Source organism: Vibrio sp. RE88 (genome assembly GCF_013113835.1).
GTDB lineage: Bacteria > Pseudomonadota > Gammaproteobacteria > Enterobacterales > Vibrionaceae > Vibrio.
Map to the genome: position 1 here is coordinate 178,987 of NZ_VTYQ01000008.1, position 14,339 is coordinate 193,325.

Here is a 14,339-nt window from a genome sequence, read left to right on the forward strand (position 1 = left end):
ATCCGTTAGCGGGTATAGGGCAGACTCAAGCTCGGTAAGTCTCCTTTGGTCAGGCGAACAAATACCAGCGCCGCTGAGATGGCATCTTGCAAAGCGTCGTGTTTACTCTGCATCGGTAAATCAAGATGTTTGCAAATGGCTTCCAGACTCAGATCGAAATAGGCGTTGGGTAAGTGTTTCTCCAGTTTGTCGTGGTAAATCTGGCTGACCTCAATCAAAGGGTTAGGCAGAGGAAATCCCAGGTGACGTTTACACGCCAGATCAAGAATCTTCTTGTCGTAGCGAATGTGGTATCCCACCAGCGGCCGATTGCCGACAAAAGCCAGTAACTGTGTCAGTGCCTGTTTTTCATCGATACCATCGGCCAGATCTGAATGGCGAATCTGATGGATCTTGACCGAATTAGAATCCAGCGATTGGGGAGCTCTTAATCTCACTTCGAAAGGTTGGCTGGTGATGATGCGGTTGTCGATGATTTTGGTCGCTGCGATGGTGACCAGTTCGGCGCGCTTTGGATCTAAGCTGGTGGTTTCACAGTCGAGTGAAACATACTCACCCTTTTGGACTGAGGCAAATAGGGGTTGATAAGGCGACCCCTTCAATTTGTGATACCAGTAGTGGCGCTGAATCCAGTTCATTATTAGTCCCGAATTTGATAGTGGTAGCCAAGGAACTGTTTGAATTTTTTGACCACGTGTAGGCTGTGGCGCAGTAAGTCACGTTCCGTGCGTTCGAGCAGTTTGAGGTTGATGCGGTTGTGGCTATGTTGATTCGCGACCTGTTGGCTAAGACGGAGTTTAAAGAACAGTTTCAATGCTTCATTGAGGTTGTCCGCGGTTTCTGGCTCTAAGATGCGCTTGTTACGCAACGCTTCAATCCGGTCAAAGGTGTTGTTTTCCTCTAAGCCATATTCCAGTGCTAGGGTGCGAATCCCGTGAACGATTGGGAAGATACCGCCACTTTTCAGATCGACTCCTTGTTTATCCGATTTGACGTTGCCAAACAGAGTCAGTGGCAGAGAGAACTGCAAGGCGGGTCGAGTGAAGTCCTGTAGCGCCAGCATATTATTCAGCATCAGCCCTTTGAGGTGTTGTCGCACAGGAGTGAGTAACGTCTTGTTGCCCGCGACCGCGTGGGCATCGGTGAAAATAGCCAGATCCATGACGTGCTCGGCAGAAGAAGGTTTAGACCAGCGTGTTAATGTTGTCTGCCAGTCACTCTGACTTTTCACCCATTTCGGATTGTTGACCATCACGTTACCCGGGCAAAGTGGGTAGCCTAGTTGTTGTAAAGTGTGGGTCAGTTGAGCCATAACTGTGTCGCACTGAGGCCAGTCTAATCCGTCTCTGATAATCAGTGCATTGTCTTGGTCGGTTTTTAAGATCTGTTCCCCGCGCCCTTCTGAGCCTAAAACGATCAGACAGCAATGATCGTGAAGGGCAGGAGGAACAATCAGTTCAAACGCTTTTTCGATAATTTGTTCGTTGACCGCAGAAATCAGCTCCATGATAAAACGGGTACGAATGCCGTTTCCTAGCAGGCTATCGACTAACTGACGTTGGCGATTGGATGCCAATGCCAGTTCTTCGATGCTGGAAGCGCGGGCTATGCTCAAGGTTAGTACATGGGAATGGGTCGAAAAGGCACTGAGAATCTGGGTCATATCCAGCATACCGACCGCTTCTTTACCATCTGCCACCATGACCCGCTTCATACGTTTACGAGTCATCTTGATCATCGCGTTAAACAGAAAGTCGCTATCGTCGACGTGAATCACCGGAAAGGTTGCAATCGCGCTGACCTGAGTATCCATCGGATGACCGTCAAGCATTACGGCATGCAGCATGTTGGTTCGGGTGACGATAGCGAAAGGCAGCTGATTTGGATTGTCGGTCAAGCGAGGATCATCATCATGGAGCCTGACCAAAGCGGCATCAATCCCATTTTGTTTTAAGACCTGAGTGACCTCATTAAGCGGTTGCTCAGGGTTAAGAATCATCGGAGGGTGATAGATATCGCGGTCAACTTTAGTGAGAATAAACTCGGCCAGATTCTGTTGTTGTTGGGCGGCTTCTATCAATTGCTGTCGTTTGGCGAGATTGTTATCGAAATAGGCCGCAAACTGGCCATTTTCGTTGTATAGCTCAAGAAAGACCGCTTTAGGCAGCAGATATGTGAGTGTATCTTCCAGCGCAATGTAGTGGTGGCGGACTTTACCTTCAAACAGCGCGCGCACATCAAATAAGTCATCATTGGCGTAATGGGCGAATACTTCCTCTCCATTAGCACTGCGCTCCTCAACGGCGCCTTTAATCAGAATATGCAGGTGCTGGCTGTCTCCACCAGTTGCCAGCAAAACTTCTTTATCTCGGTAGTACGCCACATCCAGCGAGGCACGCAGTTTGTTCTGCTGCCGTTCGTCGAGGCGATCAAACGGTGGAGAGTGCATGTTGAATTTATCTGGCATACCGGACCCGTGTGAGAAAAGAAACCATGCTTTAAGTGTGACAAGTTTCCTTTTAAGTGCCAGACGACTTTGGTCGAATTACTCTAATTTAGGATGGCTGCGCGGAAACAGATTGGTGAGTAATCTTCCCTTTTTATTCAGCAAGTAAGCAGAGATAATGCAGCATCCGCTCTCATATCGCATTCAGAGGTCATAATGCTCAATCCGTCTCCCTACGGCTGGATATCTCAATACTTTGTCGGATTCTTTTTTGCCTATGGTGTCTATTTGCCATTCTGGGCGTTGTGGTTTGAGGAACAGGGCGTTTCAGCCACAGATATCGGCTTATTAGTCGGCATTGGTTTTGCGACTCGTTGTGTCGCCAATATGGTGTTAACGCCACGTATTCATAAGGTTGAGCACCTGATGCCCGCACTGCGTTGGCTGAGCATCGCTGCCCTAATTTTTATTGGTTTCCACTTCTTTACGGGCGGTAGTTTTTGGTTGATGGCGGGTGCAACTGTGCTGTTTAACCTTTGTTGCGGGCCGATTGTGCCGCTGTCTGACGCGATGGCGAACTACTATGCGCGGCTGAAGATGCTCGATTATGGGCGTGCTCGACTCTGGGGATCCGTGGCATTTATTGCGGGTTCGACGGTGGTCGGCTATTTGGTGGCCAAATTCGGCACTGATATGATTTTGTATACCGCGCTAGCAGGGGTATTTTTTGCCATTTTGGTCGGGATGCGTAACACCAATCCGATGCCTGTTACGACGGAAGAGGAACAGGCAGAAAGGCCGAAGCTGACCGAGCTACTAAAGGAGTCGTCCGTCTTGAAGTTCCTCGCTCTGGCGGCTTTGATTCAGGGCAGTCATGCCGCTTATTACAGCTTTAGCTCGATATATTGGAAAGAAGCCGGGCATTCTGAAGATATTATCGGTTATCTGTGGAGTTTAGGTGTGGTGGCGGAAGTGGCGGTTTTTGCCTTGAGTAAACGCCTGTTTGCCGGCTGGTCGCTACGTGCACTGTTTTTAGTCGCTGCGATTGGTGTCGTCGTGCGCTGGGGATTGACCGCTTCGACAACAGTACTGATTGGGCTTGTCCTGATCCAATTACTCCACGGTGTGACTTTTGCCGTCGCGCACATCGCAGCTATTCAATACATCCAGCACTCGGAGCCAAGAAAAATGGTCGCCCTACAAGCGCTATACAATGCGATTCCGCTCGGCGCATTCATCGCTCTGATGACCGCCTTGAGTGGTTGGGGGTATGAGAATTGGGGCGCGAACGTGTTTTGGGCGATGGCGGTGATGGGTATTCTGGCACTGTTTATTCGTGTTGAACCAAAACGCGAACGTGCCTCGGTTATCGACGTTAAAGCACAGAATTAAGCGGAACTGTTTGAGTTCGATTCGCTTCCTTAGTTAAATGAAACCTCTCCAATATGGAGAGGTTTTTGTTTGTATAAACAAAGCAGCGGAATTCAATTCGATAAGGAAATCAGATGCAAGGCTGGCTAGTGATCACCGTATCACTGATGTACCTCGGACTCCTCTTTCTCATCGCATGGTATGGCGATAAGCAGCATCGTTGGCTAGCTCGCTGGCGGCCTTGGATCTACAGTCTGTCGATTGCGGTCTACTGTACGTCGTGGACCTTCTACGGCACGGTGGGGCAGGCAAGTAACAATCCGTGGTCATTTCTCCCGATCTACATCGCGCCTATCTTGGTGTTCACCCTTGGCTGGCGAGTGCTAGCACGTTTGATCATTACCGCTAAGCGCGAGCACATTACGTCGATTGCTGATTTTATCGCTGCGCGCTATGGTAAGTCTCAAGGCTTAGCCGTCGCCGTCACTCTGATTGCCGTGGCGGGGATCTTGCCTTACATCGCCTTACAGCTGCGTGGTATTACCATGGGGCTAGAGATCGTCTCTCCAGAATTGTCAGTGGCATTTGAAACGCAGGGGATGGACGTTTCATGGTTTGTGGTTGGTGCATTGGCGATATTTACCATGTTGTTTGGTACGCGCCACATTGACAACACCGAACACCATCGCGGGATGATGATGGCGATAGCATTTGAGTCGATCGTCAAGCTGGTGGCATTCCTCGCAGTTGGGTGTTTCATCCTCTATTTGGCACTCAATCGCAGCGACATCGAGCTGATGTCGATTGCCTCTGATACCTATCAGTCACCAAACCTGCCGACATTATTAATCCACACTGTGCTGACCATGATGGCGATTGTTTGTCTGCCGCGTCAGTTCCATACCATGGTAGTGGAAAACGAGCGCGCGCAGGACTTGCATACGGCGCGCTGGTTGTTCCCTGTTTATCTGGTGCTAATGGGAATCTTTGTTCTGCCTATTGCCTGGGTAGGGCAGGGGCTACTGAGTAGTGCGAGCCCGGATACGTATGTAATTAGCTTGCCGATGGCTGTGGGGGCACAGGATATTGCTTTGCTGGCATTTCTCGGCGGCACGTCTGCCGCTAGTGGAATGGTTATTGTCTCGACCATTGCGTTAGCCATCATGGTGTCGAATGATTTGGTGATGCCGCTGTTGCTGCGCCGGATGAAGCTTGCTCAGCGAAACCATCGTCACTTCTCTGGCTTATTACTGGTTATCCGACGTGGCTTGATTTTACTGCTGTTACTTGGTGCATGGGGCTTCTATCAGGCTTTGGGCAACATCCACTCTCTATCAGCGATTGGCTTTCTTTCATTTGCGGCCATTACTCAGTTCGCCCCTGCTCTACTGGGAGGAATGTACTGGCGTAACGGCAACCGAAAAGGGGTCTATGTAGGCCTCGCGTTTGGCTTTGGCTTATGGCTTATTACCCTGATGAGTCAGACCGATATGCTGGCTGGCGATGCCAACAGCAATTTCCTTCTGTGGCTCGTGACACCGCCAGAGGCTTTGCAGGCAGCAGGCATTAAAGGTTCGGACTGGGGGATTGTCCTCAGCGTGACGGTCAACGCGTTGTGCTATGTACTGGTCTCGTTAATGACGCGTTCAAGTTTGAGTGAGCGTTTGCAGTCGGCTTCTTTTGTCGGTACGCCAATGCCAGAAAGTGAGAACATCAGCCTCTATCAGAGCCGCGTGACGGTGGGAGAGCTGGAGATGCTGGCGGCGCGATTTGTCGGTCGACAAAGGGTGCGCAGTGCGTTTGAGCAGTACTGGGCCCAGCAGCATGAAACTATGCTGCCAAACCAGCAGGCGCCCGCCAGTTTAATTCGCCACACGGAGCGAGTGCTGGCTGGTGTCTTTGGCGCGTCTTCGGCAAAGTTGGTCCTGACCTCTGCCCTGCAAGGGCGCAACATGCAACTGGAAGAAGTCGCGACCATTGTCGATGAAGCCTCTGAGTTGTATGACTTTAGCCGTGGGCTTCTCCAAGGGGCGATTGAGCATATTGGCCAAGGCATTGCCGTGGTGGATAAGCAGCTTCGTCTGGTAGCGTGGAACCAGCGATATCTGGAGTTGTTTGTCTTTCCGCAAGGGTTGATTCAGGTGGGCAGGCCGATCGCGGATGTGATTCGTCACAATGCGGAGCAAGGCTTGTGTGGCCCCGGTGACCCAGAAGATCATGTCCGCCGCCGTATCTATCACCTCGAACAAGGCACCCGTCATACTTCTTCACGAGTTCGGCCTGATGGTCGGGTTATTGAAGTGCAGGGCAACCCGATGCCCGGTGGTGGTTTTGTGATGAGTTTTACGGACATTACGGTGTTCCGTGATGCAGAGCAGGCACTGAAAGATGCTAACGAAAGTTTGGAAGAGCGGGTCCATGAGCGGACTCAAGAGCTGGAGCAACTCAACAAACAGCTGGTCTCTGCCACTCAACGTTCCGAGCACGAATCTCAGTCGAAATCGCGCTTTCTTGCGGCGGTCAGTCACGATCTGATGCAGCCACTCAATGCCGCCCGCTTGTTTGCTTCGTCACTGTCTGAGGTGGCGCAAGAAGAGGAAACCAAGCGTCTCTCCAAGCATATTGAAAGTGCTTTGGAGGCGGCTGAAGATCTGATCGGTGACTTGCTTGATATTTCTCGGTTGGAGTCGGGCAAGCTCGATATTAATGTGCACGGCTTTGCAATTAATGATGTTCTCTCCAACCTCAATGCTGAATTCAGTGCATTGGCCAAACAGCAGGGGATTGAATTTGAGATGGTGCCAAGCCAGTTGATTGTTCAATCTGACCCCAAACTGCTGCGCAGGGTGGTGCAGAACTTCCTGACCAATGCCTTCCGTTACAATCCCAAGGGCAAGGTGGTGCTCGGGGTAAGGCGGGTAGGTCAACAGGCGAGGATTGAAGTGTGGGATAACGGCACCGGTATCGATGAAGACAAACAGCAGGAAATTTTTGAAGAGTTTACCCGCGGCAGTCAGGTTCGTTCGGATCAGGGGCTCGGGCTTGGATTAGCGATTTCTAAAGGCATCGCCCACGTGCTCGGTCACCAAATATCCATGCGTTCATGGCCGGGTAAAGGTAGCGTGTTCTCAATTACACTCAATCGCAGTGCACAAGCTTTGGTACAGCCGCAAGCCACGCCTTCTGCTGCCATCTCTGACCTCAGTCACCTTAATGTACTTTGTGTCGACAATGAGCCGGAAATCTTGGTTGGAATGGAAAACTTGCTGGCGCGCTGGGGGTGTAATGTGCGCACGGCGACCGATATTGTCACCAGCCTGAAGTGTCTAGATGAAGAGTGGCTGCCGGATGTGATTCTCTCCGACTATCGTCTCGATAATGGCCGTACCGGGCTTGAAGTGCTACAACAATGTCGCTTGCGCTTAGGGGATAGCTTTGAAGGGGTGATCATCAGTGCTGACCGAACCAACGACATGATGGATGGCATTAAATCCAACGGATTCGGCTTTATTCCTAAGCCAGTTAAACCGCTCAAACTCAGGGCAATTCTGAATCGGGTCTAGGGTCGAAAGTATCCTGTGGTGTGCCTGAATATGACTCTGCGCATCTAAATAAAAAGGGTTGACGTTTTCACGTCAACCCTTCGACTGTTCTAGTTTCCGCTTACTCAGTAAACAGTGTTTCGTATTTCACAAATGCGGTTTGCGTTTCCCCATAATACAGCGTGCCGTCAGATTGAATCACCACTCTTAACCAACTGTCCTCTGATGTGGGTTTAGGCAGCGTGATATACCAGTTTTGCCCGGCTTGATCGGCTGGCTGCATGTTGATTGGCTGCGCGTTCTGATCTTGGCTGTCGACCAAAGAAAGTTTAACTCCTTCGAGAGCGTAAGCAGCATGCAATGACAGCTCAAGACTCTCATCGGTGAGCTTCTCAGAGCGGAACTTGACCTTAAAGTCTCCATTTTCCATATCGCACAAACCACTGGTGTAGCGGCAGTTTGATTTGCTGACCAGCTTGTAGCTCTGGCCTTCTTTCGCGGCATGGGGTTTTTCGCTGACTGCCATATCAGTGCCGAAATAGGCAATAATGGACAGAATCGGTGCAATCAAAAGAGCGACAATAAAGTGCTTATTTTTGAACATCTTGGCTTCCTTGCGACAACATTTCGAAACTACGGTAACTGAATTAAGAGCAATAAAAAAGCCCCGGACGGGTCGTCCCGTGAGGGGCTTTGATAGTTAAGTGTAGATTAGTGATCTACCGCATCACCAGCGCCTGCTGGAACACGAACGTGCTCGACCAAATCTTTCACTTCTTGTGGTGTTTCTGCCGTGACTCTCGATACCGCGAATGCAACTAGGAAGTTGAATAGCGCACCGATAGCACCGAAGGCATTAGGTTCGATACCTAAGAACCAGTTGCTGCCCCAGCTTTCTAGGTACTTCCAGTCAGCGATGAACAAGATGCCTTTGTGCTGGAATACGTAGAACAGAGTGATGGTGATACCTGCGATCATACCGGCAATCGCGCCTTCCTTGTTGATGCTCTTGCTGAAGATACCCATCATCAAGGCTGGGAAGATGGACGAGGCTGCCAGACCGAAGGCCAGTGCCACCGTACCAGCGGCAAAGCCAGGCGGATTTAGCCCCAGATAGCCGGCTACAGCAATTGCGACCGCCATGGATATCCGGCTCGCCAGCAGCTCTTTCTTCTCAGAGATATTTGGATTAATCACACCTTTGATTAAGTCATGGGATATCGCCGAGGATATGGCCAGCAGCAGACCAGCAGCGGTGGACAGAGCAGCGGCTAAACCACCCGCAGCAACCAGTGCAATGACCCAGTTAGGCAGCTTGGCAATTTCTGGGTTCGCCAGAACCATGATGTCGCGGTCAACTTTCAGCTCATTGGTTTCAGCATTTGATGTGTACTGGATGTTGCCATCGCCATTCTTATCATCAAAACCAAGTAGGCCAGTTTTTTCCCAGTTTTTAAACCAATCCGGACGTTCATCGTAAGCGAGATTCTGACCTGGAGCCGGGTTAACCGTATCCATTAGGTTTAGACGCGCCATGGCAGATACCGCAGGTGCAGTCGTGTATAGAATCGCGATGAATAATAGTGCCCAGCCTGCTGACGTACGTGCATCACGCACTTTCGGTACCGTGAAGAAGCGGATGATAACGTGCGGCAGACCCGCAGTACCAATCATCAGAGACATGGTGTATACGAACATGTTTAACGTATCACCACGTACTTGGGTGGTATATTCACTGAAGCCGAGTTCGGTCACCACCTGATCAAGCCGATCGAGCAGATAGACATCCGTTCCGGCCATGGTACTGCCGAGACCAATTTGTGGAATTGGGTTACCCGTTAGCTGGAGCGAGATAAAGATAGCTGGAATGGTGTACGCAAGAATAAGTACACAGTACTGAGCAATCTGCGTGTAGGTAATGCCTTTCATGCCGCCCATTACTGCGTACATGAATACAATACACATACCGATCAGTAGACCTGTTGAGTAGTCCACTTCAAGGAATCGACCGAAGGCAACACCAACCCCTTTCATCTGACCGATTACGTAAGTCACTGACGCGATAATCAGACACACAACCGCAACAATACGTGCAGCATTGGAGTAGAAACGCTCACCAACGAACTCAGGTACCGTGAACTTACCAAATTTACGCAGGTAAGGCGCTAAAAGCAGAGCGAGTAGTACATAGCCGCCTGTCCAGCCCATCAGGAATACAGAACCACCGTAACCCATGAAGGCGATAAGGCCTGCCATTGAAATGAAGGAAGCAGCAGACATCCAATCCGCGGCGGTTGCCATGCCGTTGGCGATCGGGTTAACCCCGCCCCCTGCAACATAGAACTCTTTAGTTGATCCCGCGCGTGCCCAAATTGCGATACCGATATAAAGGATAAAGGTGGCACCTACAACGAGATAAGTGATTGTTTTCAAATCCATCTGAACTGCTCCTTACTCGTCCACATCAAATTCGCGATCGATTTGGCGCATTTTCCACGCGTAGTAGAAAATAATGCCTAGAAAGGTATAGATGGAACCTTGTTGTGCAAACCAGAAGCCCAGTTTGTAACCACCTATCTGAAATTGGTTAAGCTCGTCGACAAATAAAATGCCGCAGCCAAAAGAAACGACAAACCAGACAACCATCAAGCTGATCATCAGTTTTACGTTTTTGTCCCAGTAGGCTTTGGCTCGTTCCTGACTTTCAAACGCCATTGCCGCCTCCTTACGATTGGTTTCGTTGTTAAATAAATGTTTCACCATCTACATTAGCAAGGTGCTGGCAAGAACTCTTTTCAACTTTAGTCGTGTGATAAAAAACAAAAAGCGCCTAAAAATCAGGCGCTTAATATTTAAATGATAGATTTCTGTGATGTTAATGTGGTGTTAAATTAGCCTAAGGTCTAATGATTTGTTGATGACTTTATAAAATAATTCAACCTAGGTAGAAGTCTTTGATGCCCAATAACAGGTTGTTTAAAGCCACTGCTGCAAGGATCAACCCCATGACTCGGCTGATGATCGCAGCGCCGACATTGCCAATCCATTTCTGGATATGTGTCGCGCCAAGCAGCAGGAGTAAGGTGATCAACAGAACACTCACCATCACCGCTGCGGTGATGCCCTGGTCGACCAAGGAATAACGGTGGTTGTCGGTCAGCATCACGATCGCCATCATTGCACCGGGAGAGGCAATTGAAGGGATCGCGAGTGGGTAGACGGCTAAGTCAGCCAGATCCGAGTGACTAACTTCTTCAGAAAGCTTAGTTTCCTGTTCAGGTTTAGATTCACCAAAAATCATTGTTAGAGCGAACAGCAAGAGTACCAAGCCACCGGCTGCTTGAAATGCAGGTAGAGGAATCTGCATTGCATCCAGCAGCAGCTGACCTGCAATGAGGAAGAACAGAAGTACGCCTGTTGAGATACCTACCGCTTTGAGTGCCACTAAACGACGTTGTTTGGCAGTGAGGTGTTGAGTTTGGGATAGGTAGACCGGAACGGAACCAATCGGATCGATGACGGCCCAGAGAACGACAAATTGAGTGATCAATACGCTAAGCAATGATTTGACTCCCAGAGTTAGTGAAACAGAGGGATGAATAAGTCGATCAGATGACCGACTTGACTATCTTAGCAGATAAATGATCGAGATAGGGTGAAAAAGAAAATTAAGATTCAGATTCTAGCTGCTGAAGTAAAATCACAGCCTGAGTGCGGTTTTTAACACCTAACTTTCTAAAGATCGCGGTCATGTGGGCTTTTATCGTTGCTTCAGAAACATTTAACTCATAAGCAATTTGCTTGTTTAGCAGACCATCAGATAGCATTCCGAGTACTTTGTATTGCTGTGGCGTTAAAGTGGCAATTTTCTCTGCTAAGTCATTGCAAGCGGCGTTGTTGGTGATGGAACCTTCTGGGAAGAAAGGTTCGCCGCTCAAGACCTGATTCAATGCATTGACCAATTCTCGCATGTCACTCGACTTAGGGATAAAACCAAACGCACCGTGGCTCTTGACCTGAGTAACGACGGAAGGTTCTTCACTGGCCGACACGACCACAATTGGCATGTCCGGGTATTCTGCCCGTAGCTGAATCAGCCCAGACATCCCGTTGGCGCCAGGCATTTTTAGATCAAGTAGCAGAAGATCGGGCTCGTCTTCTTTAGCAAGAACTGCCAGAAGCGCATCGAGGGAGTCCGCTTCCAATAAATTGGCACCACTAACCGCCATGTGCACAGATTGAAACAGTGCATTACGAAATAAAGGGTGATCGTCGGCGATGATAATGGTGTAGGTCGAGTCCATGACGTTAACTGCTATTGAAAGTTTGCTTACAGGAATTATTGTCACCTTTGAGAGTATGGACAATATCCATACCCTAAAAGTCTGAACTGTATCGGGTTTTATCGCCAAATTGCATATAAATAAACAAGATACAAAAACGCCAGTCGTTAGACTGGCGTGAAGTTAATCAGCTGGTGCTTACAGGCTGTGGGCGTTGATGTGTTGCAAAAACGGCTCAGCCTGCATAAATCCGGTTACTCTGGCGTTGGAGACATGTTGGCCGCTGGCATCCCAGAACTCTATCGTTGGCAGGCCAAGTACATTCATCTCTTTTAGCAGTGCGATGTCTTGCGGCAGGTTCTTGGTGACATCGGCCTGTAACAGCACAAAATTACGTAGCTTTGCTTCTACATCAGGCTGGTGGAAGGTGTACTTTTCGAACTCTTTACACGCCACACACCAGTCTGCATAGAAGTCGAGCATCACAGGTTTGCCCGCCAGCTTAGCTTGTTCCAACTGGCTGTTGAGATCATCCACGGTGGTAATGCGTGTAAATTGAATACTAGGCTGCGCTTGCTCTGTATGACCACCAAACCAGTAGTTGAGTGCGGGTTGCGCTGAGGCGAATAAGCCAAGAACCGCAATGATACCGACCGCGCTTTGCTTCCAGCCACCAAATGGCAGTGAGTTTTTGACATGGTATAGCCAGCCAAAAGCGGCTAGACCAAGTGCGGACCACAGTCCGGTTGCCCACGTTTCTGGCAGGATACGTTCAAGTAAGAAGATTGGCGCAGCAAGCAGAATAAAGCCAAACAGGGTTTTTACTCTGTCCATCCAGTTACCGGCTTTGGGCAGCAGTTTGTTGCCAAATACCGCAACCAGCATCAGTGGAATGCCCATGCCCAGCGCGAGAGCGTACAGTGCGACGCCGCCCGTGAGTAAGTCACCGCTTTGTGCGACGTAGAGCAGTGCGCCTGAAAGCGGCGCTGTGGTGCAAGGGGAGCAGACTAATCCAGAAATCGCACCCATGGCAAACACGCCGAGCGAGCTGCCGCCTTGCTGTTTGTTACTTAAGTTATTCAGCCATGTCTGTACTGCACTTGGCAGCTGAATGGTGTAGGCACCAAACATCGACAGCGCTAGGGCAACAAACATGACGCTCAAACCAATCAGGACGTAAGGGTGTTGCATGGCAGCCTGAAACTGCATACCCGCAGAGGCGACAACCAATCCTAACAATGTGTAAGTGAGAGCCATCCCTTGAACGTAAATAAACGCTAAGCCTAATGCTCGACCGTGGCTCAGCTTGCCGCTGCCAAGCACAATACTGGTCAAAATCGGATACATCGGCAGCACGCATGGCGTAAACGCAAGGCCGACACCCAGTGCTAAAAACAGTAATGGTGTCCACCAGCTATCACTTAGGCTAGATGCTAGGCTCGATTCCTGAGAAACCGGCTGTGACGGTTTGGCTGGAGTGTCTGTTGGTGCAGAACTTGTGTTACCTGATGGTGCCAACTTGTCACCAGCGCTGGATTGGAAACTGGTTAAGTCAACCACGCGAGTCTCTGGCGGGTAACAAAATCCGGCTTTTGCACAGCCCTGATACTGGACAATCAGACGTGCGCCATCCTGATAATCGGCCAAAGGCACTTCGACAAACAGAGGTGTGGTATAGATGTTTACCTCACCGAAAAACTCGTCTTTGTAGGGCTGACCGTCTTCCATTTTCAGCTCGCCTACCGTGACATTTTCGCCGCTGACCGATAAACGGTGCTGGTAGAGGTAGTAATCCTGTTTGACTTGCCAGTCGAGGAAAACCTTATCGCCTTGCTGATAGGCGTTAAACGGGAAAGCTTGATCGACTGGGACAAAAGTATTGCTCTGATTTCCGAAGCTTGGCGCAGAGTTAGACTGCTCGAAAAGCGCCATAGCAGGGGTAGAAGCTACAGTCAGACATAATAAAATCAGTGAAAAGACGGCACGCATAGAAAAGTCACTTGAGTTAAATTTTCATCATTTTAACTCAATCAGACAGGGGAAAGGGGGAATAAGTTTCATACTCCGACAAATATAGCCAATTCAAAAGCTTAAGTCAGGCCGATACCTGACTTAAGTTGAGATGATCTAGGAAAGACTTAAGCCACACCTAGTCGAGCACGAACCACTCGTTCGCAGGCATCAATATGATCGGTGTCTTTTGGTATCACGAGGACGGTGTCGTTGCCACCTACTGTGCCGAGGATCTCGGTGTGTGGGTCGATGTCGACCAATCGTGCGACGAGCTGGGCACTGCCAGGGTGAGTTTTGACCACTACCATTGCCTGATTATGGGTAATGAATTCAATCTGCGAGGAAATCGATGACTCAACACGCACGGGCGCGGTTTCAACGGTAATGCAATACACCTTTTTACCACAGGCATTCTGGACCTTAACCACCCCGAGCTGAGACAGCAGACGCGAGACCGTTGATTGGCTGATACCTTCAAAGCCGATATCAACCAGTGCTTCGCGCAACTCATTCTGAGTGGTAAAGCTCTGTTGTTGAAGCAGGCGTTTACAGGCTGCGGTCAGGGTTTTGTCTTCAGTGTAATCCACTGAAGCGAGATTTAGAGTTTCACTCATGCGAACTCCTTAAAACATGACGTAGAGATAACTCTTCCTTGCGACCTTCAGCACTTCATTCCCTAGTAGT

11 protein-coding genes are annotated in these 14,339 nt (G+C 49.6%); 2 read left to right on the forward strand and 9 right to left on the reverse strand.

The genetic code is table 11. The features are described from left to right. Positions 1 to 5: 5 nt before the first annotated feature. Both F0265_RS19055 and F0265_RS19060 read right to left on the reverse strand, forming a co-directional pair. Positions 6 to 638: a 3'-5' exonuclease gene (locus tag F0265_RS19055; protein ID WP_171750037.1), complete on the reverse strand. Its 633-nt coding sequence runs from the start codon at positions 636 to 638 to the stop codon at positions 6 to 8. A 2-nt stretch (positions 639 to 640) separates the two neighbouring features. Then, positions 641 to 2,467, reverse strand: coding sequence for a DUF294 nucleotidyltransferase-like domain-containing protein (locus F0265_RS19060; protein WP_171750038.1), 1,827 nt, complete (start codon positions 2,465 to 2,467; stop codon positions 641 to 643). Between the two features lie 195 nt (positions 2,468 to 2,662). On the opposite strand from F0265_RS19060, the gene F0265_RS19065 reads away from it, so the two are divergent. Together F0265_RS19065 and F0265_RS19070 are read left to right on the forward strand one after the other, a co-directional pair. Next, a complete protein-coding gene (locus F0265_RS19065; protein WP_171750039.1) occupies positions 2,663 to 3,838 on the forward strand; it encodes a 3-phenylpropionate MFS transporter in 1,176 nt (391 codons plus the stop codon). 113 nt (positions 3,839 to 3,951) lie between these two features. Then, positions 3,952 to 7,380, forward strand: a complete 3,429-nt coding sequence (locus tag F0265_RS19070) for a NahK/ErcS family hybrid sensor histidine kinase/response regulator (protein WP_171750040.1) — start codon at positions 3,952 to 3,954, stop codon at positions 7,378 to 7,380. A gap of 100 nt (positions 7,381 to 7,480) precedes the next feature. Here the strand turns inward: F0265_RS19070 and F0265_RS19075 are convergent, their stop codons facing one another. From F0265_RS19075 to F0265_RS19105, 7 genes are all read right to left on the reverse strand, one after another. Beyond that, the gene (locus F0265_RS19075) at positions 7,481 to 7,963 is read right to left on the reverse strand and encodes a hypothetical protein (protein WP_171750041.1); all 483 of its coding nucleotides are present in this window, start codon (positions 7,961 to 7,963) and stop codon (positions 7,481 to 7,483) included. A 107-nt stretch (positions 7,964 to 8,070) separates the two neighbouring features. Next, on the reverse strand, positions 8,071 to 9,798 hold the full coding sequence (locus F0265_RS19080; protein ID WP_171750042.1) for a sodium:solute symporter family protein: 1,728 nt from the start codon (positions 9,796 to 9,798) through the stop codon (positions 8,071 to 8,073). Positions 9,799 to 9,810: 12 nt separating this feature from the next. Next, on the reverse strand, positions 9,811 to 10,074 hold the full coding sequence (locus tag F0265_RS19085; protein WP_045977734.1) for a DUF4212 domain-containing protein: 264 nt from the start codon (positions 10,072 to 10,074) through the stop codon (positions 9,811 to 9,813). Positions 10,075 to 10,294: 220 nt separating this feature from the next. Beyond that, complete coding sequence (locus tag F0265_RS19090; protein ID WP_006963262.1) at positions 10,295 to 10,921, reverse strand: MarC family protein; 627 nt, start codon at positions 10,919 to 10,921, stop codon at positions 10,295 to 10,297. A 106-nt stretch (positions 10,922 to 11,027) separates the two neighbouring features. Continuing rightward, positions 11,028 to 11,663 (reverse strand): response regulator transcription factor, encoded by a 636-nt coding sequence (locus F0265_RS19095; RefSeq protein WP_171750043.1) that lies wholly within the window; start codon positions 11,661 to 11,663, stop codon positions 11,028 to 11,030. Between the two features lie 177 nt (positions 11,664 to 11,840). Beyond that, positions 11,841 to 13,631, reverse strand: coding sequence for a protein-disulfide reductase DsbD (locus F0265_RS19100; protein ID WP_171750044.1), 1,791 nt, complete (start codon positions 13,629 to 13,631; stop codon positions 11,841 to 11,843). 149 nt (positions 13,632 to 13,780) lie between these two features. Further along, on the reverse strand, positions 13,781 to 14,269 hold the full coding sequence (locus F0265_RS19105) for an arginine repressor (protein ID WP_006963259.1): 489 nt from the start codon (positions 14,267 to 14,269) through the stop codon (positions 13,781 to 13,783). Positions 14,270 to 14,339 lie beyond the last annotated feature (70 nt).

Coding starts and splice junctions, on each gene's coding strand:
- F0265_RS19055 (WP_171750037.1), bottom strand. CDS start 638: ATGAACTGGATTCAGCGCCACTACTGGTATCACAAATTGAAGGGGTCG.
- F0265_RS19060 (WP_171750038.1), bottom strand. CDS start 2,467: ATGCCAGATAAATTCAACATGCACTCTCCACCGTTTGATCGCCTCGAC.
- F0265_RS19065 (WP_171750039.1), top strand. CDS start 2,663: ATGCTCAATCCGTCTCCCTACGGCTGGATATCTCAATACTTTGTCGGA.
- F0265_RS19070 (WP_171750040.1), top strand. CDS start 3,952: ATGCAAGGCTGGCTAGTGATCACCGTATCACTGATGTACCTCGGACTC.
- F0265_RS19075 (WP_171750041.1), bottom strand. CDS start 7,963: ATGTTCAAAAATAAGCACTTTATTGTCGCTCTTTTGATTGCACCGATT.
- F0265_RS19080 (WP_171750042.1), bottom strand. CDS start 9,798: ATGGATTTGAAAACAATCACTTATCTCGTTGTAGGTGCCACCTTTATC.
- F0265_RS19085 (WP_045977734.1), bottom strand. CDS start 10,074: ATGGCGTTTGAAAGTCAGGAACGAGCCAAAGCCTACTGGGACAAAAAC.
- F0265_RS19095 (WP_171750043.1), bottom strand. CDS start 11,663: ATGGACTCGACCTACACCATTATCATCGCCGACGATCACCCTTTATTT.
- F0265_RS19100 (WP_171750044.1), bottom strand. CDS start 13,631: ATGCGTGCCGTCTTTTCACTGATTTTATTATGTCTGACTGTAGCTTCT.
- F0265_RS19105 (WP_006963259.1), bottom strand. CDS start 14,269: ATGAGTGAAACTCTAAATCTCGCTTCAGTGGATTACACTGAAGACAAA.